The following is a 20841-nucleotide window of genomic DNA, read 5'->3' on the forward strand; positions in this document are numbered from 1 at the left end:
CACACCCGTTTTTTGTTGTGGCGTTTTGTGTTTTCAGCGGTGTCCTATACCTATCCCCGTGGGTGGTGGTCGCGGGGGCCCCCGGGGGGGCGTCCCCCGCGGCGCGGGCGGCGGTCCGCTCCGCGCCCGACTCCTTGAAGTCGACCTTGCCCATGTGCTTGCTCATGGACCTCATCAGGCCCCACACGGCCACTGCCATCGCCGCGAAGACGATGAAGCCGAGGACGCCGGGGGTGACCTTGTTCTCGTCGACCTCCTTGGCGAGGGGGACGAGATGCGTCATTGCCAGGCTCACGCTTGCGCTCATATCAGGCATTGTCGCGGATGCCCGCGAAGAGGTCGTCCTCGGGGATGGCGGTGTCGACGCGTGACTTCGCGAGCTCGTACTCCTCCGTGGGCCACACCTCCCGCTGGATGTCCATCGGGACGCGGAACCAGCCGCCGTCGGGGTCGATCTGGGTGGCGTGGGCGATCAGCGCCTTGTCGCGGATCTCGAAGAAGTCGTCGCACGGGATGTGCGTGGTGAGCGTGCGCTCCCGCTGCCCGAACTCCTCCCAGCGCTTGAGCCACTCCCCGTAGGGGGACTCCAGGCCGCGGTCGAGCATCGCCTGGTGCAGCGCCATGGTGCGCGGACGGTTGAAGCCCTGGTTGTAGTACAGCTTCAGCGGCCGGTACGCGGCGCCGAAGTCGGCCTCGGGGTACTTCTCGGTGTCGTCCGCGCCCTCGAACGCCACCATGGAGATCTTGTGGGTCATGATGTGGTCGGGGTGCGGGTAGCCGCCGTTCTCGTCATAGGTGGTGATCACCTGGGGACGGAAGGCGCGGATCTGCCGCACCAGCTCGCCGGCCGCCCTGTCCACGTCCTCCAGGGCGAAGCAGCCCTCGGGGAGCGGCGGCAGCGGGTCGCCCTCGGGGAGGCCGGAGTCGACGAAGCCGAGCCACTCCTGCCGGACGCCGAGGATCTCGCGGGCCTCGTCCATCTCCTTCTTGCGCACCTCGTGGATGTGTTCCTCGATGTACGTGTCGCCCTGCAGCTTGGGGTTGAGGATGGAGCCGCGCTCCCCGCCCGTGCAGGTCACGACCAGCACGTCCACCCCCTCGGACACGTACTTCGCCATGGTGGCCGCGCCCTTGCTCGACTCGTCGTCGGGGTGGGCGTGGACGGCCATCAGTCGCAGCTGGTCAGTCAAGACTCAATCCTCGGTAAGTCGGCGCCCGGTGTGCACCGGCGCGATCGCAGGCTTCTATAGTGACCGACTCGGGGGGCGAATAATTCCGCGCCGAGAGGACGATCATGAGCACGGCCAGCACGCGACTTCCGGAGGGCCGGTACGGCCGTTCCTCGGACGAGCGCGCCGACCGCAAGCTCAAGATCGCCGGTGCGGTGCTGGGCGCCCTGCTGCTGGCGCTGATGGGCTACTTCGCCTACCACTACGTCGGCCAGAACAAGATCAGCGCCGAGGTGATCGCCTTCGAGGCGACCTCGGACTCCGCGGTGCGGGTGCATCTGGAAGTCCGCAAGGACTCGGGCACGAGCGGCTACTGCACGCTGCGCTCGCAGGCCGCCGACGGCGCCGAGGTGGGCCGGGCGGACTTCCGGTTCTCCGGTTCGGACACGCGCATCGACAAGGTGGTCACCCTGCGTACGACCGCGACGGGCACGACGGCGGAGCTGCTCGGCTGCCACGCCGACTGACCCGGGAGCCCCTCGCGGGGTGGCCCCCACGGCAATACACATTCGTTGACCTGCCTCGACGCAATTCTGGTGGCTTATGTCCTCCCCCTTCGGCCACTGAATTGTTAGGCTCGTGGTTTCGCCCATCACCTGAGGAACATGCTTCTGGGTGGGCGATGCTTTGACTTCCCAGTACCGACGAGGAGCACCTGTGACCCAGACCAGCGAGTCCGTCACCTGGCTGACCCAGGAGGCGTACAACAAGCTCAAGGTCGAGCTTGAGTACCTTACTGGTCCTGCGCGCACGGAGATCGCCGCCAAGATCGCGGCCGCGCGCGAGGAGGGGGACCTGCGTGAGAACGGTGGGTACCACGCGGCCAAGGAGGAGCAGGGCAAGCAGGAGCTCCGTGTGCGCCAGCTGACCCAGCTCCTGGAGAACGCCAAGGTGGGCGAGACCCCCACCTCCGCCGACGGCACGGTGGCGCCCGGCATGGTCGTGACCATCGCCTTCGACGGCGACGAGGACGACACGATGACCTTCCTGCTCGCCTCGCGCGAGTACGCGAGCTCCGACATCGAGACCTACTCGCCGCAGTCCCCGCTGGGCACCGGCGTCATCGGTCACAAGGTCGGCGAGGAGGCGGAGTACGAGCTGCCCAACGGCAAGAAGGCCTCCGTGCGCATCCTCAAGGCCGAGCCCTACAGCGGCTGAGCCCTTCGCGGACCCTGCGTCCCGGATCTTGCGTCCCGTACTCGCGTACCGGATCTTCCGACGAGCCCCCGGCGCCCCGTGCCGCCGGGGGCTTCGTCATCCCCGCAGCCGCCTGCCGCAGCCGGCCGTCACGCGGTGGCCGAGCGGTACTTGCGGACGGCCAGCGTTCTGAACAGCAGGATGATCAGCACAGACCACAGCAGCGACGCCCACACGGCGTGCTGCATCGGCCAGGCGTCCGGCACCGGATAGCCGTCCGGGAGGTTGCCGAACAGCTCGCGGCACGCCTGGACCGTGGCGCTGAACGGGTTCCAGTTCGCGATGGTCTGCAGGAACGTGGGCATGTTCTCCGCCGGCACGAACGCGTTGGAGATGAACGTCAGCGGGAACAGCCAGATCAGACCGCCGGAGGTGGCCGCCTCCGGGGTGCGCACGGACAGGCCGATCAGGGCGCCGATCCAGGAGAACGCGTAGCCGAGCAGGAGCAGGAGGCCGAAGCCTGCCAGGACCTTGCCGAAGTTCTCGTGCGTGCGCCAGCCGACCAGGAGGGCGACGAGCGCGAGGACCACCAGCGTCAGGGTCGTCTGCACCAGGTCGGCGAGCGTACGGCCGGTGAGCACCGCGCCGCGCGCCATGGGCAACGAGCGGAACCGGTCGATGAGGCCCTTGTGCATGTCGTCCGCGATGCCCGCCCCCGCGCCGGCGGTGGCGAAGGTGACGGTCTGGGCGAAGATGCCCGCCATCAGGAACTCTCGGTACCCGGAGGGGCTGAGTCCGGCGCCCGGGACGTTGATCGAACCGCCGAACACATAGCTGAACAGCACCACGAACATGATGGGCTGGACGAGCCCGAAAATGACCATCTCCGGAATGCGGGACATCCTGATCAAGTTGCGTTTCGCAACGACCAGTGAGTCGCGGACGGACTGGCCGAGCGGGTGGGCGGGCTTGGGCGCCGCGCCGCGCACGGTGTCGGTGACGGCACTCATGTGGCGGTCTCCCTCTTGCTCTGTCCGTTGTCGTCGGTTTCCGCCTGCTCCTCGGCCACGTGTCCGGTCAGGGACAGGAAGACGTCGTCGAGTGTGGGGCGGCGCAGGCCGATGTCGTCGATCTCGATGCCGCGGGCGTCGAGCTCGCGGATCACCTCGGCGAGGAGCTTGGCGCCGCCGGTCACGGGCACGGTGAGTTTGCGGGTGTGCTGCTCGACGGTGGTGTCGCCCTTGCCGAAGCCGGTCAGCACCTCCTGCGCGACCGGGATGTGCCCGCGGTCGTGCACGACGACCTCCACGCGCTCTCCGCCGGTGCGGGCCTTGAGCTCGTCGGAGGTGCCGCGGGCGATGACACGGCCGTGGTCGACGACCGCGATGTCGTGCGCGAGGTGGTCGGCCTCTTCCAGGTACTGGGTGGTCAGCAGCAGGGTCGTGCCGCCGGAGACGAGGCGCTTGATGACCTCCCACAGCAACTGCCGGTTACGGGGGTCGAGGCCGGTCGTCGGCTCGTCCATGAACATCACGGGCGGAGAGACCACCAGCGCCGCGGCCAGGTCGAGACGGCGGCGCATGCCTCCGGAGTAGGTCTTGGCCGTGCGGTCGGCGGCGTCCGCGAGGTCGAACTGCTCGAGGAGCTCGGCGGCCCGGGCCTTCGCCGCGCTCGCCCTCATCTGGTAGAGCTGCCCGACCATCTGCAGGTTCTCGCGGCCGGTGAGGTACTCGTCGACCGCGGCGAACTGGCCGGACAGGCCGATCGAACGGCGCACCTCGTTGGGGTGTCTGAGCACGTCGAGCCCGGCGACCACCGCCCGGCCGCTGTCGGGGCGCAACAAGGTGGTCAGACAGCGCACCGTGGTGGTCTTGCCCGCGCCGTTCGGCCCGAGCAGGCCGAGTACCGTGCCTTCTGGGACATCGAGGTCGACGCCGTCCAGAGCCTTTACGTCGCCGAAGGTCTTCACCAGGCCTTCGGCGTAGATGGCGCCTGGCATATGAGTCTCCACGTCGTTGGGGATGCTTCGTGCGGAATTCTTCGTGCGGGGTGCTTCGTGCGGGGTGCTTCGTGTGGGGTGTTTCGTGCGGGATTCTTCGAGGACTCCCGAGACCGCGCCTTTCCTCCTGCGCTGGGAAGCAGGACGGGCGAGGCGACATCGACCATAACGCGATGTATCGCGTCTCACAACGGAGTTTCCCGTATGGGTGACGGAGGCTGCCGTGACCTGCACCGACACCCCGCCGCAGCCGTCCCGGCCGGGGTCTCAGTCGATGACGGTGTAGCCGGCCTCGCGCAGGGCTCGGCCGACCTCGGCGCAGTGCGCCGGCCCCTTCGTCTCCAGGTGCAGCTCGACCTCCGCCTCAGTCAGCCCGAGCCGCGGGTCGGTCCGCACATGGCCCACGTCGAGCACGTTGGCGTCGATCGCCGACAACGCCCCGAGCATGGTGGCGAGGGCGCCCGGCCGGTCCGTAAGGCGCAGTCGAACGGCCAGGTAGCGGCCCTGCGCCGCCATGCCGTGCCGCAGCACCCGCTCCATCAGCACCGGGTCCACGTTGCCGCCGGACAGCACCGCGACGACCGGGCCCTCGAAGGCGCCCGGGTCGCTCAGCAGCGCGGCGACCGGACTCGCCCCGGCCGGCTCGACGACCAGCTTGGCCCGCTCCAGGCACAGCAGCAGCGCGGTGGACAGCTCGCCCTCCGACACCGTGCGCACCTCGTCCACCAGTTCCCCGACGATGCCGAACGGCACGTCGCCGGGCCGGCCGACCTTGATGCCGTCGGCCATCGTCGTGGGATTGCCGATCGACACCGGCCGCCCGGCCGCCAGCGAGGCCGGATACGCCGCCGCGCCCGCCGCCTGCACGCCGACGATCCGCACGTCCGGCCGCAGCGCCTTGACGGCGACCGCGATGCCCGCCGCCAGGCCCCCGCCGCCGATCCCGACGACGATCGTGCGCACCTCCGGGCACTGCTCCAGGATCTCCAGCCCGACCGTGCCCTGCCCCGCGATGACGTCGGGATGGTCGAAGGGGTGGATGAACACCGCGCCCGTGTCGGCCGCGTACTCCTGCGCCGCAGCCAGCGTCTCGTCGACCACCTGACCGTGCAGCCGCACCTGCGCGCCGTACTCCCGGGTGGCGCTGATCTTCGGCAGCGGCGCGCCCTGCGGCATGAACACCGTGGAGCTCACCCCCAGCAGCGTCGACGCCAGCGCCACGCCCTGCGCGTGGTTGCCCGCGCTCGCCGCGACGACCCCGGCGGCCCGCTCCTCCGGCAGCAGCCCGGCGATCCGGACGTAGGCGCCGCGCAGCTTGAACGATCCCGTCCGCTGGAGGTTCTCGCACTTGAGGTGCACCGGCGCCCCGACCAGCTGGGACAGGTGCCTGCTGCCTTCCATCGCGGTCGCCCGGGCCACGCCCGACAGCATCTTCTGGGCGCCGCGCACGTCGTCGAGGGTGACGGTGCGCAAGGAGTCAGCCGGGCTGTAGCTCATGACACCAGCATCGCAGTTCACAGGCGGGAACGACCGCTGTGACCAACCTCCGAGACCGGTTTCCGCAGCGCCGGTACGACCCGCCTTCCAGCCGCGTACTCTGTCCCCCATTCCAGCAGCCCCTTCATGAAGTGAGCCCCCGGCCATGCCCACAACACCTGAAATGTCGATGGACATGACGACCCTCGGTGACACCGGTCTTCTCGACACGCTGCAGCACGAGGTCGCGGTGTTCGCGCGCCGGGCCGAGCAGACCCGGCTCGGCGGCGTCGGACAGGTGCGCAACTCCATGGACCGCGCCGCGTACCTGCTGCTCAACCGTCTCGACAACGAAGGTCCGATGGGCGTCAAGGCGCTCGCGGCGAGCATGGGCATCGACTCCTCGACGGTCACCCGGCAGGTGGCGCCGCTCGTGGACACCGGTCTGGTCAAGCGGACCTCGCACCCGGAGGACGGGCGGGCCGTGGTGCTGCAACTGTCCCCGCGCGGGGCCTCGCGCCTCGAGGAAGTGCGCTCCTCCCGGCGGCAGTTGATGGCCGAGCTGACGGACGACTGGGCGCCGGAGGAGCGCGAGGCGTTCTGTGCGCTCCTCACGCGCTTCAACACCGCGCTGTCCTCCCGGATGGCCTCCTCGGGCGTCCCGGGAGCGGAGCCGTCGCCGACCGCCTCCTGACCCCCGGCACGCGCGCGGACGACTTTCCGGCGTGCGTGCGCGGCTCTTGACCGGCGGCCCGCCCCTGGCCTCAGATGAGACCGGGCATATGGCCGTCGGGAGGACGCCGTCAGGCGGGAGGCTCGGTGTGCGAGAGAGGCGTACGACCCAGGAACACCGCAGGAACCGCGACTTCGAGGCGTTCGTCGCCGGAGCGGGCGGGCGGTTGCTGCACACCGCCACGCTGCTCACCGCGGAGGCCCCGGACGACAACCCGCGCGCCCGCCGCCTGCTGACCCTGGCTCTCGCGCACACGTACGCGTGCTGGGACCGGCTGCGCGGCGAGGACCCCTACGACCACGCCCGCGAGGATCTCGCGTCCCGCTTCGCGCACGGCGCCTGGCACCGGTACGCCACGCTGCCCTTCGGCCGTGCCCGTGCGCGTTCCCCCGTCGGCGCGCTGGCCCGCCTCACCCCGCGGCAGCGACTCGTCCTCGTCCTGCGGCTGTACGAGGGCGTCGCCGAGGAGCAGGTGGGGGCGCTGCTGGGGCTGCCCGACGACCGGGTCCGCGCGGTCTGCGAACGGGCGACGGCGACGCTGCTGCATCCGCCGCGCGATCCCGACCCCGCTCCCGCGGTGCGCCGGGCGAAGGCGGCGACGCCGTGAACCGGTCCGCCCAGGAGGCCGCGGTCCGGCAGATGCTGGAACGGACGCCCCCGCCCCTGCCGGCGGAGCTCTACCCGGACGTCGTCCGCCGGGGCGCCCGGCGCCTGCGCCGACGGACGCTGACCCTGCGGGTGCTGTGGCTGCTGCTGTTCGCGGCGACCGTGGCGTTCGTCGTCTGGGCGGCGGTCGTCGAGCCGTGGGTGGAGCCGCCGTCGCAGACGACTCCACCGCTCACCGGCTGGTGAGACTCCCTCGGAGGGCTATCCGAGGGCCTGCTGGAGGTCCTCGAGCAGGTCGTCGACGTTCTCGATGCCGACGGAGAGACGGACGAGGTCGCCGGGCACCTCGAGGGCAGAGCCGACCACGGACGCGTGCGTCATACGGCCCGGGTGCTCGATGAGGGACTCGACGCCGCCCAGCGACTCGCCGAGGGTGAACACCTTGGCGCGGTTGCAGACCTCGACGGCCGCCTCCTCGCCGCCGGCGACCCGGAAGGAGACCATGCCGCCGAAGGCCCGCATCTGCTTGGCCGCGACCTCGTGACCGGGGTGCTCCGGCAGACCCGGGTACAGCACGCTCGTCACGCGCGCGTGGCGGGTCAGCATGTCGGCGATCCTGGTGGCGTTCTCGCTGTGCCGGTCCATGCGCACCGACAGGGTCTTCGTGCCGCGCAGCACCAGCCAGGAGTCGAAGGGCCCGGCCACCGCGCCCATCGCGTTCTGGTGGTACGCCAGCTCCTCGCCGAGCTCCGCGTCGCCGGTGATCAGCGCGCCGCCCACGACGTCCGAGTGACCGCCCATGTACTTGGTCAGGGAGTGCACGACGACGTCCGCGCCGAGCGACAGCGGCTGCTGCAGGTACGGCGTGGCGAAGGTGTTGTCGACGACGAGACGGGCGCCGGCCTCACGGGCCACCTGGGCCACGGCGGCGATGTCGGTGATGCCGAGGAGCGGGTTGGAGGGGGTCTCCACCCACACGGCCTTGGTCTTCGGCGTGATCGCGGCCCGGACGGCGGAGGCGTCGCCGGTGTCCGCGACCGACCATTCCACGCCCCAGCGGGCCACGACCTTGGCGAAGAGCCGGAAGGTGCCGCCGTAGGCGTCGTTGGGGATGACCACGTGGTCGCCGGGGCTGAGCAGCGTACGCAACAGGCAGTCCTCGGCCGCCAGTCCGGAAGCGAACGCGAGGCCTCGGCGGCCGCCTTCGAGGGCGGCGAGGTTCTCCTCGAGGGCGGTCCTGGTCGGGTTGGCGCTGCGGCTGTACTCGTAGCCGCCGCGCAGACCGCCGACGCCGTCCTGCTTGTAGGTCGAGACCTGGTAGATGGGCGGGACGACCGCGCCGGTGAGAGGGTCCGCGGTGTTGCCCGCGTGGATCGCGAGGGTCTCGAAGTGCTGACTGATGTGCCTGTCGCTCATGGGCCCCGAGCGTAGTCCGCTCGCGGGCCCGGTGCGGGCCCGGTGCGGGCCCGGTGCGGGCCCGGTGCGGGCCCGGTGCGGGCCCGGTGCGGGCCCGGTGCGGCGACGGCGACCCGGGGCGGGCCGGTCGGCAGGGACGTTTTTCCACAGGCATGGGGTCGGGTTGGCCAATTGTCGGCGCGGTCTGGTTCGCTTGTGGCATGGAGATTCTCTGGGTCCTGACGGCCGTGATCATGATCGGCTTCGTGCTGCTGTCACTGCTGCGGCGCAGGCGCGGCCTGGTCGGGCTGGTCCCGGCGGATCATCCGGACGCCGCGGACCCGGCGACCTACGGTTTCCTGACCACGGAGGAGCTGGACATCCGTATGCCCGGCCCCGACCAGGACCTGCTCAACGTGCTGGACGTGGTGCAGCGCACGCAGGACTACCGGGCCGCGCAGCAGCTGCTGGCCGGCACCGAGTCGGAGGGCGAGCTGCGCTGGCAGCGCGTCCAGGCCTTCGCGGGCGCGGCGGCGCTGGAGCTGCAGCAGCGGCCGGGCGGGGTCGCCGAGGCGCCGGGCGGGCAATGGCTGCGGGTGTGGCGCACGGAGGCGCCGAAGGACCCGGGCGGTGCGGCGGTGCACGCCGAGTTCCTGGTCCAGCAGGCCTGGCGCACGTCGACGCCGGGCACGGACGACTTCCGGATCATCATGGAGGAGGCCAAGGACACCTGCGACCAGGCTGCCCTGCTGGCCCCCGGCGATCCGATCCCGCACATCGTCGAGCTGTCGGTGGCCCGCGGCATGACGTACTCGCAGGCCGAGTTCGAGCAGCTCTGGCTGAAGATCCTGGACCGCGCTCCGGCGCACATGGGGGCGCATCTCTCGGCCCTGCACTACTGGTGCGAGAAGTGGCACGGTTCGCGCGAGCTGGCGTACGAGTTCGCGGAGGCCGCGGCGGCGAGAGCGCCGCAGGGCTCCCTGCTGGCGGCGATGCCCCTCTTCGCGGTCTTCGAGCACCTTCCCGAGGTCAACCTGGTCAGGAGCTTCTACCAGAGCGAGGTCGTGACGAAGGCGGTGCACGGCGCGCTCTTCGCGGTGCACGCGGCCCGGCCCGACGACCCGATGCTGGCGCATGTGCGCCATCTGCTGGTGTTCTTCCTGGTCCGCTCCGAGCGCTGGTCGGAGGCGATGAGCCAGCTGGTCCACGTGGACGGCCACGTCGGCGCCCTCCCCTGGACGCTCTCCCCGGATCCGGCGGCGGAGTTCGCGGTCTACCGCGCGCTGGCCGTCGCGGGTTACGAGGCGAACGGCGGCAGCCCGGCGACCATGCCGCACTGACCGCCGCTCGACCGCCCCGTCGGGGTGGTCGCCCCGGTTCCGTGTCCCGCCCCCTGTCCGCCCCCTGTCCGAGTCTGCTTCGGGCGGGGGGCGGTCGTCGGATCGGCCCGGTCGCAGCCCGTCGGTTCCTGTGCGAGCCTGAGTTCATGATCAGGAAACCGCCTGTCCGCCGCCCCCACCGGGTGGGGACGGGGGCGGGGGCCGCTGGGGCGGGGGCGCTCGAGAGGAGCTGATCGACATGAATCCGGTCGCGGGGTCGCCGGTGAGGCTCGAGGCGTTCCTCGATCCTCGGTTGTCCAGATGGCTGTGGCTGGTGAAGTGGCTTCTCGCCGTCCCGCACTACATCGTGCTGTTCTTCCTGTGGATCGCGTTCTTCTTCGTCACCGTCGTGGCGTTCTTCGCCATCCTGTTCACGGGCCGGTACCCGCGCTCGCTCTTCGACTTCAACGTCGGCGTGCTGCGCTGGAACTGGCGCGTCGCCTACTACGCCCACGCCGCGCTCGGCACCGACCGGTACCCGCCGTTCACCCTGGCCGAGGTGGCCGACTACCCGGCGCGTCTCGACGTCGCCTACCCCGAGCGCCTGTCCCGGGGCCTGGTCCTGGTGAAGTGGTGGCTGCTGGTGATTCCGCAGTACATCGTCGTGGGGATGTTCGTCGGCGACTGGGGGTGGGGCTGGGGAAGTGCGGACCGCTGGCACGGGGGCGGCCTGCTCTACTTCCTCTCGCTGGTCGCCGTGGTCGTCCTGGCGTTCACCGGCCGCTACCCGGTCCATCTCTTCGACCTGCTGCTCGGGCTGGCCCGCTGGGTCGCGCGGGTGGCGGTCTACGCGTCGCTGATGACCGACGTGTATCCGCCGTTCCGCCTCGACATGGGCCCGCAGGACGACCCTGCGCCGCTGACGAAGTCCCCGGCGGGAGGCGTGGGCGGCTCCGGACCGTGACGGCCGGCCGGGGCCGACCCGGCGGTATTTCGGTTGCCCATGGCGCTTCGGTGGGGGCTGAATGACGGTCATGGCTGACATTCAGGGCTCGTACGACGATCTGTTCACCGCGGTGCCCACCGCGCTGGCCGCTCTCCTGGACGACGGCGACGCGGGCGGCTCGGTGGCCGTCTTCGTGGATGGCGAACCGGTGGTGGACGTCTGGGGCGGGCTCGCCGACGTCGCTCGCGGGGTGCCGTGGCAGCGGGACACCCTCGTCAACGTCTACTCCGTCACCAAGACCATGACGGCGCTGTGCGCGCTGGTGCTGGCCGACCGCGGGGCGCTCGACCTGGACGCGCCGGTCGCCCGCTACTGGCCGGAGTTCGCCGCGGCGGGCAAGGAGGCGGTGCTGGTACGGCACCTGCTCTCGCACACGGCGGGGCTGCCCGACTGGTTCGGTCCGGTCGCCGAGATCTACGACTGGCCGGCCGCGACGGCCCGGCTGGCCGCGCAGGCTCCGCAGTGGGAGCCGGGCAGCGCGGCCGGGTACCACTCGCTCACCCAGGGATTCCTGGTGGGCGAGGTCATACGCCGGATCACCGGCCGGATGCCGGGTGAGTTCTTCGCCGACGAGATCGCCGGACCGCTGGACGCGGACTTCCACATCGGGCTGCCGGCCGAGCACGACGACCGGCTGGCGCCCACGATCCCCCCGCCGTCCCACGACGAGGACTACACGGCGGCCGCCGCCGACCCTGCCGCCACGGACAGCCCGGGTTCCGCCGACCCGACCGGGGCGCCGACCCCCACGCCGACCGCGTTCCGGGTGCGCGACGGCAACAGCGTGGCCTGGCGCCGGGCGCAGATCCCGGCGGCCGGCGGCTTCGGCAACGCCCGCTCGGTCGCCCTCGTCCAGTCGGCGATGGCCTGCGGGGGCGCCGTGGGCGGGGTGCGGCTGCTGTCGCGGGCGGGCCGTGACCGTGCGTGGGAGGAGCAGTTCAGCGGCGAGGACCGCAGGCTCAACATGCCCATCAGCTGGGGGCTGGGTTACGGGCGGTTCGGCGGCACGTACGGCTGGGGCGGCTGGGGCGGCTCGACCGTCATGATCGAACCCGAGGCCCGCATGGTCGTCGCCTATGTGACCCATCAGATGCGCGAACCCGCGCAGGACACCCGGGGCCTCGACCTCCTGATGGCCGCCTACGACGGTCTCCAGGGCCTCCGGAACAGCGGCTGAGGAGGGGTCGTACCCCGACGGGTCGTACCCCGACCGCTCGGAAACGGGGAAGGGCTCCGGCCAGGTCCGCCGGAGCCCTTCCCCGAGAAACCGTCGGTCCGCCCGCGGCGCCGCCGGTCCGTCCTCGAGGACGCTCAGATCGTCGAGGCGTCGATGACGAAGCGGTAGCGGACGTCGCTGGCGAGCACCCGCTCGTACGCCTCGTTGATCTCGGCGGCGCTGATCAGCTCGATCTCCGCGCCGAAGCCGTGCTCGGCGCAGAAGTCCAGCATCTCCTGGGTCTCCTGGATGCCGCCTATGCCGGAGCCGGCGAGGGTCTTGCGTCCGCCGATCACGGAGAACAGGTTGAGCGCGACCGGCTCCTCGGGTGCGCCGACGTTGACGAAGGCGCCGTCCGTGCGCAGCAGGGCCAGGTAGGCGTCCAGGTTCAGCGGGGCGGAGACCGTGGAGAGGATGAGGTCGAAGGCGCCGCGCAGCTCCTCGAAGGTCTTCTCGTCGCTGGTGGCGTAATAGTGGTCGGCGCCCAGCTTCAGGCCGTCGTCCTTCTTGCGCAGCGACTGCGACAGCACGGTCACCTCGGCGCCGAGCGCGTGCGCGATCTTGACGCCCATGTGGCCGAGGCCGCCCATGCCGAGGATCGCGACCTTCTTGCCCGGGCCGGCGTTCCAGTGCTTCAGCGGGGAGTAGGTGGTGATGCCGGCGCAGAGCAGCGGCGCGGCCTCGTCGAGCCCCAGGCCGTCGGGGATGCGCAGGACGTAGTTCTCGTCGACGACGATCTTCTGCGAGTAGCCGCCGTAGGTGGGCTCGCCGTCCTTGCCGACGGCGTTGTACGTGCCGACGCCGCCGCCGGTGCAGTACTGCTCGAGGCCGGCCTTGCAGTTGTCGCACTCGCGGCATGAGTCGACGAGGCAGCCGACGCCCACGCGGTCGCCGACGGCGAACCTGGTGACGCCGGGGCCCACCTCGGAGACGACGCCCGCGATCTCGTGGCCGGGAACCATCGGGAAGATGGCCTCGCCCCAGCCCTCCCTGGCCTGGTGGATGTCGGAGTGGCAGATGCCGGCGAACTCGATGTCGATGAGGACGTCGAACTCGCGCACCGGGCGGCGCTCGATGGTCGTGCGCTCCAGCGGAGCCTTGGCGGCGGATGCGGCGTACGCGGCAACGGTGGTCATGCCGGGGTTCTCCTAGCGAGGGGGTCGTCCCGGCCTGCCTTCGGGCCGGGGCATGCCGTCCAGGTTCCCCCATCCCCCGGTGTTCACCCAGGTCACGCTTCTGCGTACGACTGCTGTGCCTACCACTGGCGGGGTCAGGCTGGTGGTCGTACGACCGGCGATACTGGGCGGCATGGACGATCGCCCCGAACCCTCCGGCGCCTCCCTGGACCGGCGTGCCGAGCTCAGCGAGTTCCTGCGCACCCGTCGGGCCCGGCTGAAGCCGCAGGACGTGGGGCTGCCGGACTTCGGACGGCACCGCAGGGTGCCCGGGCTGCGGCGCGAGGAGCTGGCGCAGCTGGCCGGGGTGTCGGTGGCGTATTACACGCGTCTGGAACAGGGCAACGGCCGGAACGTGTCGGCGGAGGTGCTGGACGCGATCGCCCGCGCCCTGCGGCTGACGGACGCCGAGCACGCGCACCTCACCCACCTCGCGAAGCCGAAGCACAAGAAGAAGCAGAGCGGGCCGCCCCAGCAGGTCCGGTCGGCGCTGCGACAGCTGCTGGACACGATGGACTCGGTGCCGGCGTACCTGGTCGGGCGGCGCGCGGAGATCCTGTGCTGGAACCGGATGGCCGCGGCGGTCTTCGGAGACTGGGCGGAGCTGCCGGCGGCGGAGCGCAACTGGGCGCGGCTGGTCTTCCTGCGCCCGGACTACCAGGACCTGTTCGTGGACTGGGAGCAGAAGGCCATCGACATCGTCTGCGCGCTGCGGATGGACGCGGGCTGCTATCCGGACGACCCGCGGCTCTCCGCGCTGGTGGGGGAGCTGTCGGTGAAGAGCGAGGACTTCAGGCGGCTGTGGGCGACTCACGACGTCAAGGAGAAGAGCCACGGCGTGAAGCGGCTGAGGCATCCGCTGGTCGGCGAACTCTCCCTGAACTTCGAGGGGTTCAGGCTGGCCGGGGACGGCGAGCAGACGTTGGTGACATATCACGCGGAGCCCGGGTCGGCGTCGGCGGAGGCGCTTCGGCTGCTGGCGAGCTGGGGCGCCGACGCGCGGCGGGCGGGGGCCGGGTCGCAGGCGCCGTCCGTCTGACCGTCTCCGCCCCCGACCGCCCGCCCCGGGCTCATGAGGTCCGGCGGCCCGCCCGGGCCCCGGACTCCGGCCGCCCGCCGGTCGTCCTCAGCCGCGGTACGGCGGGGCCGCCCCCCATCCCCACTTCGGCGTCGGCTGCTCGGCCGGCGGCTTGGCGTCCGGGCCGGAGAAGTGGACGGCGAGGCGGGTGCCCCACTCGACGTAGGCGAGGAACGCGGACCGGAACTCGGCGTCGGTCGGCAGACCGGCCTCGTCGGCGGCGTCCTGGATCAGGTTGACCCAGCGGCGGCGCTGCGGCTCGGTGATGTCGCGGCCGAAGTGCTTGGCGACCATGTGGCTGTGGCCGCCCTGGGTCGCTGAGTAGGCGTCGGGCCCGCCGAAGACCTCCGCGAGCCAGAGCGCGACGTGTTCGGCGTGCTCGGGGGCGAGGCCGGCGAAGACGGGGGCGAGGAGGTCGTCCTGGAGCACCTTGGCGTAGAAGGCCTCGGTGAGCCGGGTGAAGGCCTCCGCGCCGCCCGCCCACTCGTACAGCGTGGGCACGGCGGCGCCGAGGCCGTGCACCGAGGTGGCTTTGTAGTGGCGCATCTCGTCGATGTGTCCGATGTAGGGGCGGATCTCGGCGAGGAACGCGGGGAACAGGTCCGAGGTCCGGAATCCCTCCAGGTGGTCCTCGGTCGACGTCCAGGTGATGCGCAGGACGAAGTGCTCGAAGTCCTCCTCGCAGCGGGCGAGTTCGTAGTCGACGCAGTGCGGGGAGGCCGCGAGCTGGCGCGCGCCCCGGGTGTAGGCGGCGAGGAACTCCGCCGACCGCTCCTGCGGGATGCGGTAGCGGATGTACTCGACCGTGGTGGGGCCGGTGGGTGCAGTGGTTGTCTCGGCTGCCGTCATGGGGACACGCAAGCACGGACCGCCCGCCGGAGGCTTCTCTTCCGGCGGGCGTTCGCTCAGCGCTCAGCGATCGCGGGGGGCGAGGCGGATCACACGGTCGTCGCGTTCTCCTTCACCGTGATCCTGCCCCTGCGGATCGTCGCGACGCGCGGGGCCCGCTTCGCTATGGCGGAGTCGTGGGTGACCATGACGAAGGTCAGTTCGTGCTCCTGCCACAGGGTGTGCAGGACGTCCATGATCTCGTCGCGCATGTCCTCGTCGAGGTTGCCGGTCGGCTCGTCCGCGAGGAGCACCTTCGGCTGTTTGACCAGCGCACGGGCGATGGCGACGCGCTGCTGCTGTCCCCCCGACATCTCGGACGGCAGATGTCCGAGGCGTTCGCCGAGACCCACCGACTTCAGCGCCTCGGCGGCCCGTTCGCGGCGCTCCCCGCCCTTCACGCCGAGCGGGACGAGGGCGGTCTCGACGTTCTCCTGCGCGTTGAGCGTCGGGATCAGGTTGAAGGACTGGAAGACGAAGCCGATGCTCTCGCTGCGCACCTTCGTCAGCCGGGCCTCGGAGAGCCTGGCCAGGTCGACGCCGTCGAAGACGATCTCGCCCTCGCTGGGCCGGTCGAGTGCGCCGAGCATCTGCAGCAGGGTGGACTTGCCGCCTCCGGTGGGCCCCTGGATGACGAGCCGGTCGCCGTCGGGGACGGTCAGATCGACGCCGTCGAGGGCGTGGACGGTCTCCTTGCCCCGGGTGTAGCGCTTGGTGACGCCTCTGAGTTCGTACATGGGGACAACAACTCCTGGAGCTGGTGGGTGGGTTGGCTAGGCGACGCGGCTCAGTGCGTCCGCCGGGCGCAGCCGCGAGGCGCGCCAGCCGCCGAACGCGCCCGCGATCAGGCCGCCGGCCACGGCGAGCGCCACCGCGACGGCCACCGTCGTGACGCTCACCGGAGCCGTCAGGGCGACGTCGAGGGTCCTGGCGGCGGCCCGGCGGCCGAAGCCGCCGCCGCCACCGCCGGGACCGCCCTGGCCGCCGCCGGCGCCGCCGCCCAGCCGGGCCTGAAGGGTGGGGCTGATCGCGGTCACGGCGTAGGCGCCGGCGAGGCCGAGCGCGATGCCGAGGGCGCCGCCCAGCAGTCCGTTGACCACGGCCTCGCCGACGACCTGCCGGGTGACCCGGCCGGACTTCCAGCCCAGCGCCTTCAGGGTGCCGAACTCGCGCACCCGCCGGGAGACGGCCGAGGAGGTGAGCAGTCCGGCGACCAGGAAGGCGGCGATCAGGACCGCGATCGACAGCCACTTGCCGACGTTGGAGGCGAGCGAGGAGGCCGTGGAGAGGGAGCCGGAGACGGTGTCCGCGAGGTCGGCGGAGGTCGTCACCGTCGTCCCCGGGACGTTCTTCTGGATGGTCGACTTGACGCTGTCGATCTTCTGCGAGTCGGTCGCCTTGACATAGATCGTGGTGACCTTGTTCTTCGCGTCGCCGAGGGTCTGGGCCTGGGTCAGCGGGATGTAGACGTTGGCGTCGGCTTCGCCGCTGTCGGCCGTGGCGACGCCGATCACGGAGAACTCGACGCCGCTGACGGTCAGCGTGGAGCCGACCTTGAGCGACTGCTCCTTGGCGTACGCCGAGTCCACCACGGCGACCTTGGCGTCGGTCTCGGAGGTCTTGAACGTGCGGCCGCTGCTGATCCGGGAGGAGGTCAGCGGTCCGAGTCCGGGTTCGGTGACGTCGGCGCCGTAGACGGAGTAGTTGTCGACGTCGAAGTTCGCGCCTCCGCCCTGCACTTCGCCCTGCGGCCGGGCGCTGCCCTCGCCCCGGCCCTGTCGGCCGCCGCCGGCGCTCTCGTTCTGCCGGAACTGGCCGCGGGTGAACTGCCCGTTGATCTTGATGACCCGGAGGCTGAGCCCGCCGACGGCATCGGAGACGCCGCTCTGCTCGCCTACCGTCGCGACGGTCGCGGCCGGCAGGGTCTCGAAGCCCTGGACCATGACGCGGTCGGTGCTCTGCTGCGCGTCGGAGTCGTTGTCCTGCGCGTCGAACTGGAAGCGCGGGCGGTCCGAGGAGCTCGCGGCGGGCGCGGCGGCCTTCGTGACCGTCATGTCCGTGCCCAGGCCGTACAGGGACTGCAGGACCTTCTCCTGGGCCTTCCCCATGCCGGCCGACACGGAGGTGACCACGATGACCAGCGCGATGCCGAGCGCGAGGCCGGAGGCGACGACGAGTGCCGCTTTTCTGCGGCGGCGCAGTTCGCGCCTCAGGTAGGTGAAGAACATGGCCGCAAGCTAGGCACGGCGTGTGATGGTGCCATAAGGCCCGTATAAGAGATGGATGAGAAGGCTGTGGCGGCCCCCGGAAGCACCGATGCCGCCCCTGGGGGCGGCATCGGGAGCCTGTGGATCGGCTGGGAGCGGGGGCGGGGTCGGGTCAGGCGGCCGAACCGGCCTTCCACTGCGCCCAGTCCATGTTCCAGCCGTTGAGGCCGTTGTCCGGCGCGACGGTCTTGTCGCCGGTGTTCTTGACCACCACGACGTCGCCGACGATCGAGTTGGTGAAGAACCAGTAGCCGGCTGTGCCGGTGTCGTTCGCGCCCTTGGTGTCGGACAGGCCGACACAGCCGTGGCTGGTGTTCACCGAGCCGAAGATGGACTTCGCGCCCCAGTAGTTGCCGTGCACGAAGGTACCGGAGTTGGTGAGGCGGATGGCGTGCGGCACGTCCTTGATGTCGTACTCGCCCTTGCCGTCGTCGTCGGTGAAGCCCACGGTCGCGCCGTTCATGCGCGTCTCCTTGAACTTCTCCGACATCACCATCTGGCCCTCGTACGTCTTGTTGTCGGGCGAGCCGGCCGAGATCGGGATGGTCTTGATGACCGTGCCGTTGTGCGTGATCTTCATCTGCTTCGACTTGGCGTCGACGTAGGAGACCTGGTTGCGGCCGACCTTGAAGGTGATCGTCTTCTGCTGGACGCCGATGACGCCCTTGGCGCCCTCCACGCCGTCGAGCGCGAGCTTCAGCGTGACGGTGGAGTTCTCCTTCCAGTAGTCCTCGGGACGGCAGTCCATCCGCTGGGTGGAGAACCAGTGGCAGACGACCTCCTGACCGCTGGTGGAGGTGACCGTGACGCCCTTCTGGACGGCCGCCTTGTCGGTGATCGGCTTGTTGAAGTTGATCGACACGGGCATGCCCACGCCGACGGTCGAGCCGTCCTCCGGCGTGAAGTTGCCTATGAAGCTGTTGGCCGGCGAGACCGTGGTGAAGGAGGCGTTCTCGTGGGCCACGAGACCCTTCGCGTCCTTGGCCTCGGCCGCCACCTTGTAGGTGGTGGAGCGCTCGAGCTGCGCGTCCGGCTTCCAGCTGGTCTTGTCCGCGGAGAGCGCACCCTTGACGGCGGCGCCCTCGGCGGTGGTCATCGTCACGGCGGTGAGAGTGCCCTTGCTCACCGTGACGGCCGCCGAGTTGTTGATGGAGGCGTTGTTCGAACCGTCCGCGGGCGTGATCTTGATCTGGGCCTCGGAGGACTTCTTCGCGGCGGCCTCGTCGGCCTTGGCCTGCGAGGAGCTGCCCCCGCCGTCGGATGCGCCGTCGCCGCCGCCGGAACACGCGGAAAGCACCAGCACACCGCCGAGCAGTGCGGACGCCGTCATCAGACCTCGGCGCCGCCTACTGTCCGTCATCACACGCTTCTCCATCGTTGCGATTGCCTGAACCCCGAGAGTCCCCGTCAAGAACATCAACGCTACGACCGGTTCGTCCCGTTCCCCTTACACCGCAGGTGTGGGGCACGCCACGTTCGCGGCGCGGAAGGTGCGGGTGTCGGTTCGTGCGCCTGCTGAGACGACGAGACCCCGGTCGGCGGTTGCCGTCCGGGGTCACGAGTTTCCCGGAACGCTCAACCGATGCGGCCCTCTTCGCCGTCCGCCTCTTCATCCTCGTCGAGATCGTCCTCGTCGAGGTCCCACTCCGTCGAATCCGGATCGTGGTCGACCCGTTCACTGGACCAGGAGGCCTGCTGGAGCTCCACTCCCGGCACCTGTCCGACCAGGTCGAAGGGGTCGACGAGGTAGGCGAGGGCCTCCGCGGTGTCCTCCGTCACAGCGGCCTCGGCATGCACGCGTTCGTCGTCCGGAACCTCCGGATCGTCGGCGAGCCGACGCAGCGCGGCCGCGGTCAGGGCGCCCTGGTCGTGCACCTCGAGCAGAACTTCCACTCGAATCCGCACAAAACGTGATGTCTCTTCATCGCTCATGGGCGGAGCGTACGGCTCATGGCTCCCGCGGCTTTCCCGCGACCCGCGACTTTCATTAGCATCGGGGCACACGGCCAATTCGCCAGCGCCACAAGGGGATCGATATTCCGTGTCATCCGCTCGACGTCCGTTGCTGACCGCCACCGCCGCGGCGACCCTGCTGGGCGCCCTGTGGTTCGTCCCGTCCGCCAACGCGTCCCAGGACGCCTCGGCGAGAACGGTCACGCCGACACAGGTCACGACCCAGGCGCGGGCCGCGTCGGCGTCCACGACCGGGTCGGTGACGCGGACCGCCGACCGGACGACGGGCCGGAGCGCGACGCGGACCCTCTCCCACGCCGAGGCCGCCGTCCAGACCGGGGCCGGGAGCGACGACGGCGTCCGGCTCGCCGACACCGGAAGCTTCGACACCACCCCCTATGTGGTGGGCGGGACGAGCCTGCTCGCACTGGGGGCGGGATTCGTCGTTTATTCCATTCGCCGGGAACGTCTGGGTTTTTGATTTCACTTGACTCACCTTTGACGACTTCTTCATAGTTCGCTCATGAAGAGATCATCGGGGGCCCGGCTGTGCGCCACGGCCGCAATCGGCGCGCTGTCGCTCTCCCTCCTCACCGCCTGCTCGGACGACGGGTCGAAGGACGCCGCGGACTCCAAGACGTCCGCCTCCTCGTCCGCCGCCTCCTCCTCGGCTCCGGCCACGAAGGCGCACACCAAGGCCGAGCTCGAGAAGCTGCTGCTCGCGCAGGGCGAACTCAAGGGCTACAAGGTCGACTCGGGCGACGACACCCTGCCCGCCTCCAAGAGCGTGGTGAAGACCGACAAGCCGGCCTGCGACCCGCTCGCCTGGGCGACCGCCGCGCTCGCCCCGGGCGACACGGACGCGAACGCCGGCAACACGGTCGCCGAGGACAAGACGGCCGCCGGAGCCACGGCCAAGCCGACCGACCTCGCGGACGCGTTCGACATCGACATGACGTTCGTCGGCCTCTCCTCGTACGCGGGCGACGGCGCCGAGAAGGCGATGAAGGCCGTCTCCGACGGCGTGAAGACCTGCGCCGGCGGATACGGCCTGAAGGCCGACGGCGAGAACACCAAGGTCACCAGGGTCGCCGCGGACAAGGGCTCCGGCAAGGGCGACGAGACGGTGGCGTTCGTCGAGGACGTCGACATGGACGGTCAGGGCAAGGCCACCTTCCACGCCGAGGTGGTCCGCAAGGGCAACACCGTCGCCACCTTCTACACCGTGAACTTCGCCGGGTTCGAGAAGGGCGGCGACATGGGCGCCGTGCCGGCCGCCGTGATCGACGCGCAGGTCGCGAAGCTCAAGTAACCCCGCTCCGCCCGCAGTCGCTTCGGGGCCCCGCCGCATCTGCGTGCGGCGG

General features: G+C 70.6%; 23 protein-coding genes. 11 read left to right on the forward strand and 12 right to left on the reverse strand.

What is annotated here, in order from left to right:
* Both ABT300_RS44535 and mca read right to left on the reverse strand, forming a co-directional pair.
* A partial coding sequence (locus tag ABT300_RS44535; RefSeq protein ID WP_502977986.1) for a hypothetical protein occupies nucleotides 1–316 on the reverse strand: 316 nt, incomplete at its 3' end.
* Nucleotides 309–1190 (reverse strand): mycothiol conjugate amidase Mca, encoded by an 882-nt coding sequence (mca, locus tag ABT300_RS23775; RefSeq protein WP_351679082.1) that lies wholly within the window; start codon nucleotides 1188–1190, stop codon nucleotides 309–311. The genes ABT300_RS44535 and mca, both read right to left, overlap by 8 nt.
* 104 nt (nucleotides 1191–1294) lie before the next feature.
* Between mca and ABT300_RS23780 the strand changes: the two genes are divergently transcribed.
* Both ABT300_RS23780 and greA read left to right on the forward strand, forming a co-directional pair.
* On the forward strand, nucleotides 1295–1696 hold the full coding sequence (locus ABT300_RS23780) for a DUF4307 domain-containing protein (protein WP_351679084.1): 402 nt from the start codon (nucleotides 1295–1297) through the stop codon (nucleotides 1694–1696).
* Between the two features lie 190 nt (nucleotides 1697–1886).
* Nucleotides 1887–2387, forward strand: a complete 501-nt coding sequence (gene greA / locus ABT300_RS23785; protein ID WP_351679087.1) for a transcription elongation factor GreA — start codon at nucleotides 1887–1889, stop codon at nucleotides 2385–2387.
* A 128-nt stretch (nucleotides 2388–2515) separates the two neighbouring features.
* Here the strand turns inward: greA and ABT300_RS23790 are convergent, their stop codons facing one another.
* The 3 genes from ABT300_RS23790 to ilvA all read right to left on the reverse strand — a co-directional run bounded on the left by ABT300_RS23790 (nucleotide 2516) and on the right by ilvA (nucleotide 5862).
* Nucleotides 2516–3376 (reverse strand): ABC transporter permease, encoded by an 861-nt coding sequence (locus tag ABT300_RS23790; protein WP_351679090.1) that lies wholly within the window; start codon nucleotides 3374–3376, stop codon nucleotides 2516–2518.
* Nucleotides 3373–4365, reverse strand: a complete 993-nt coding sequence (locus ABT300_RS23795) for an ATP-binding cassette domain-containing protein (RefSeq protein WP_351679092.1) — start codon at nucleotides 4363–4365, stop codon at nucleotides 3373–3375. The genes ABT300_RS23790 and ABT300_RS23795 overlap by 4 nt, the downstream gene beginning before the upstream one ends.
* Nucleotides 4366–4632: 267 nt before the next feature.
* Nucleotides 4633–5862 (reverse strand): threonine ammonia-lyase, encoded by a 1230-nt coding sequence (gene ilvA / locus ABT300_RS23800; RefSeq protein ID WP_351679095.1) that lies wholly within the window; start codon nucleotides 5860–5862, stop codon nucleotides 4633–4635.
* Between the two features lie 163 nt (nucleotides 5863–6025).
* Here ilvA and ABT300_RS23805 point away from each other — a divergent pair, with 163 nt between their 5' ends.
* The 3 genes from ABT300_RS23805 (at nucleotide 6026) to ABT300_RS23815 (ending at nucleotide 7426) form a co-directional block, all read left to right on the forward strand.
* Nucleotides 6026–6535 (forward strand): MarR family winged helix-turn-helix transcriptional regulator, encoded by a 510-nt coding sequence (locus tag ABT300_RS23805; protein WP_351679097.1) that lies wholly within the window; start codon nucleotides 6026–6028, stop codon nucleotides 6533–6535.
* Nucleotides 6536–6662: 127 nt separating this feature from the next.
* Nucleotides 6663–7181: a sigma factor-like helix-turn-helix DNA-binding protein gene (locus ABT300_RS23810; RefSeq protein ID WP_351679100.1), complete on the forward strand. Its 519-nt coding sequence runs from the start codon at nucleotides 6663–6665 to the stop codon at nucleotides 7179–7181.
* Complete coding sequence (locus ABT300_RS23815; protein WP_351679103.1) at nucleotides 7178–7426, forward strand: hypothetical protein; 249 nt, start codon at nucleotides 7178–7180, stop codon at nucleotides 7424–7426. The genes ABT300_RS23810 and ABT300_RS23815 overlap by 4 nt, the downstream gene beginning before the upstream one ends.
* Nucleotides 7427–7441: 15 nt before the next feature.
* Here ABT300_RS23815 and ABT300_RS23820 read toward each other — a convergent pair whose 3' ends face one another.
* Nucleotides 7442–8596, reverse strand: coding sequence for a cystathionine gamma-synthase (locus ABT300_RS23820; protein WP_351679105.1), 1155 nt, complete (start codon nucleotides 8594–8596; stop codon nucleotides 7442–7444).
* Between the two features lie 200 nt (nucleotides 8597–8796).
* Here ABT300_RS23820 and ABT300_RS23825 point away from each other — a divergent pair, with 200 nt between their 5' ends.
* From ABT300_RS23825 to ABT300_RS23835, 3 genes are all read left to right on the forward strand, one after another.
* The gene (locus tag ABT300_RS23825; RefSeq protein ID WP_351679108.1) at nucleotides 8797–9915 is read left to right on the forward strand and encodes a hypothetical protein; all 1119 of its coding nucleotides are present in this window, start codon (nucleotides 8797–8799) and stop codon (nucleotides 9913–9915) included.
* Between the two features lie 238 nt (nucleotides 9916–10153).
* Nucleotides 10154–10858, forward strand: a complete 705-nt coding sequence (locus ABT300_RS23830; protein WP_351679111.1) for a DUF4389 domain-containing protein — start codon at nucleotides 10154–10156, stop codon at nucleotides 10856–10858.
* A 70-nt stretch (nucleotides 10859–10928) separates the two neighbouring features.
* Entirely contained in the window at nucleotides 10929–12077 is a 1149-nt protein-coding gene (locus ABT300_RS23835) for a serine hydrolase domain-containing protein (protein ID WP_351679113.1), read from the forward strand.
* Nucleotides 12078–12211: 134 nt separating this feature from the next.
* On the opposite strand, the gene ABT300_RS23840 is transcribed toward ABT300_RS23835, so the two are convergent.
* Nucleotides 12212–13252, reverse strand: a complete 1041-nt coding sequence (locus tag ABT300_RS23840) for an NAD(P)-dependent alcohol dehydrogenase (RefSeq protein ID WP_351679115.1) — start codon at nucleotides 13250–13252, stop codon at nucleotides 12212–12214.
* A gap of 172 nt (nucleotides 13253–13424) precedes the next feature.
* Between ABT300_RS23840 and ABT300_RS23845 the strand changes: the two genes are divergently transcribed.
* Entirely contained in the window at nucleotides 13425–14330 is a 906-nt protein-coding gene (locus ABT300_RS23845; protein WP_351679117.1) for a helix-turn-helix domain-containing protein, read from the forward strand.
* Between the two features lie 87 nt (nucleotides 14331–14417).
* Here ABT300_RS23845 and ABT300_RS23850 read toward each other — a convergent pair whose 3' ends face one another.
* The 5 genes from ABT300_RS23850 to ABT300_RS23870 all read right to left on the reverse strand — a co-directional run bounded on the left by ABT300_RS23850 (nucleotide 14418) and on the right by ABT300_RS23870 (nucleotide 19456).
* On the reverse strand, nucleotides 14418–15218 hold the full coding sequence (locus ABT300_RS23850) for a group II truncated hemoglobin (protein WP_351679120.1): 801 nt from the start codon (nucleotides 15216–15218) through the stop codon (nucleotides 14418–14420).
* Between the two features lie 89 nt (nucleotides 15219–15307).
* Nucleotides 15308–15994 (reverse strand): ABC transporter ATP-binding protein, encoded by a 687-nt coding sequence (locus ABT300_RS23855; protein ID WP_351679122.1) that lies wholly within the window; start codon nucleotides 15992–15994, stop codon nucleotides 15308–15310.
* Nucleotides 15995–16030: 36 nt separating this feature from the next.
* Entirely contained in the window at nucleotides 16031–17485 is a 1455-nt protein-coding gene (locus tag ABT300_RS23860; RefSeq protein WP_351679125.1) for an ABC transporter permease, read from the reverse strand.
* Between the two features lie 151 nt (nucleotides 17486–17636).
* Nucleotides 17637–18899 (reverse strand): L,D-transpeptidase, encoded by a 1263-nt coding sequence (locus tag ABT300_RS23865; protein ID WP_319278434.1) that lies wholly within the window; start codon nucleotides 18897–18899, stop codon nucleotides 17637–17639.
* Between the two features lie 200 nt (nucleotides 18900–19099).
* A complete protein-coding gene (locus tag ABT300_RS23870) occupies nucleotides 19100–19456 on the reverse strand; it encodes a hypothetical protein (RefSeq protein ID WP_351679128.1) in 357 nt (118 codons plus the stop codon).
* Between the two features lie 109 nt (nucleotides 19457–19565).
* Here ABT300_RS23870 and ABT300_RS23875 point away from each other — a divergent pair, with 109 nt between their 5' ends.
* Entirely contained in the window at nucleotides 19566–19958 is a 393-nt protein-coding gene (locus ABT300_RS23875; RefSeq protein ID WP_351679130.1) for an LPXTG cell wall anchor domain-containing protein, read from the forward strand.
* 42 nt (nucleotides 19959–20000) lie between these two features.
* A complete protein-coding gene (locus ABT300_RS23880; RefSeq protein ID WP_351679133.1) occupies nucleotides 20001–20789 on the forward strand; it encodes a hypothetical protein in 789 nt (262 codons plus the stop codon).
* Nucleotides 20790–20841 lie beyond the last annotated feature (52 nt).

Origin of the sequence: Streptomyces sp. NPDC001027 (assembly GCF_040299045.1) — a bacterium.
GTDB lineage: Bacteria > Actinomycetota > Actinomycetes > Streptomycetales > Streptomycetaceae > Streptomyces.

Excerpts from the sequence above, each read along its gene's own strand:
- ABT300_RS23780 (WP_351679084.1), top strand. The coding sequence starts at position 1,295 with ATGAGCACGGCCAGCACGCGACTTCCGGAGGGCCGGTACGGCCGTTCC.
- ABT300_RS23790 (WP_351679090.1), bottom strand. The coding sequence starts at position 3,376 with ATGAGTGCCGTCACCGACACCGTGCGCGGCGCGGCGCCCAAGCCCGCC.
- ABT300_RS23795 (WP_351679092.1), bottom strand. The coding sequence starts at position 4,365 with ATGCCAGGCGCCATCTACGCCGAAGGCCTGGTGAAGACCTTCGGCGAC.
- ilvA (WP_351679095.1), bottom strand. The coding sequence starts at position 5,862 with ATGAGCTACAGCCCGGCTGACTCCTTGCGCACCGTCACCCTCGACGAC.
- ABT300_RS23805 (WP_351679097.1), top strand. The coding sequence starts at position 6,026 with ATGTCGATGGACATGACGACCCTCGGTGACACCGGTCTTCTCGACACG.
- ABT300_RS23820 (WP_351679105.1), bottom strand. The coding sequence starts at position 8,596 with ATGAGCGACAGGCACATCAGTCAGCACTTCGAGACCCTCGCGATCCAC.
- ABT300_RS23825 (WP_351679108.1), top strand. The coding sequence starts at position 8,797 with ATGGAGATTCTCTGGGTCCTGACGGCCGTGATCATGATCGGCTTCGTG.
- ABT300_RS23830 (WP_351679111.1), top strand. The coding sequence starts at position 10,154 with ATGAATCCGGTCGCGGGGTCGCCGGTGAGGCTCGAGGCGTTCCTCGAT.
- ABT300_RS23835 (WP_351679113.1), top strand. The coding sequence starts at position 10,929 with ATGGCTGACATTCAGGGCTCGTACGACGATCTGTTCACCGCGGTGCCC.
- ABT300_RS23840 (WP_351679115.1), bottom strand. The coding sequence starts at position 13,252 with ATGACCACCGTTGCCGCGTACGCCGCATCCGCCGCCAAGGCTCCGCTG.
- ABT300_RS23845 (WP_351679117.1), top strand. The coding sequence starts at position 13,425 with ATGGACGATCGCCCCGAACCCTCCGGCGCCTCCCTGGACCGGCGTGCC.
- ABT300_RS23850 (WP_351679120.1), bottom strand. The coding sequence starts at position 15,218 with ATGACGGCAGCCGAGACAACCACTGCACCCACCGGCCCCACCACGGTC.
- ABT300_RS23855 (WP_351679122.1), bottom strand. The coding sequence starts at position 15,994 with ATGTACGAACTCAGAGGCGTCACCAAGCGCTACACCCGGGGCAAGGAG.
- ABT300_RS23860 (WP_351679125.1), bottom strand. The coding sequence starts at position 17,485 with ATGTTCTTCACCTACCTGAGGCGCGAACTGCGCCGCCGCAGAAAAGCG.
- ABT300_RS23865 (WP_319278434.1), bottom strand. The coding sequence starts at position 18,899 with ATGGAGAAGCGTGTGATGACGGACAGTAGGCGGCGCCGAGGTCTGATG.
- ABT300_RS23870 (WP_351679128.1), bottom strand. The coding sequence starts at position 19,456 with ATGAGCGATGAAGAGACATCACGTTTTGTGCGGATTCGAGTGGAAGTT.
- ABT300_RS23880 (WP_351679133.1), top strand. The coding sequence starts at position 20,001 with ATGAAGAGATCATCGGGGGCCCGGCTGTGCGCCACGGCCGCAATCGGC.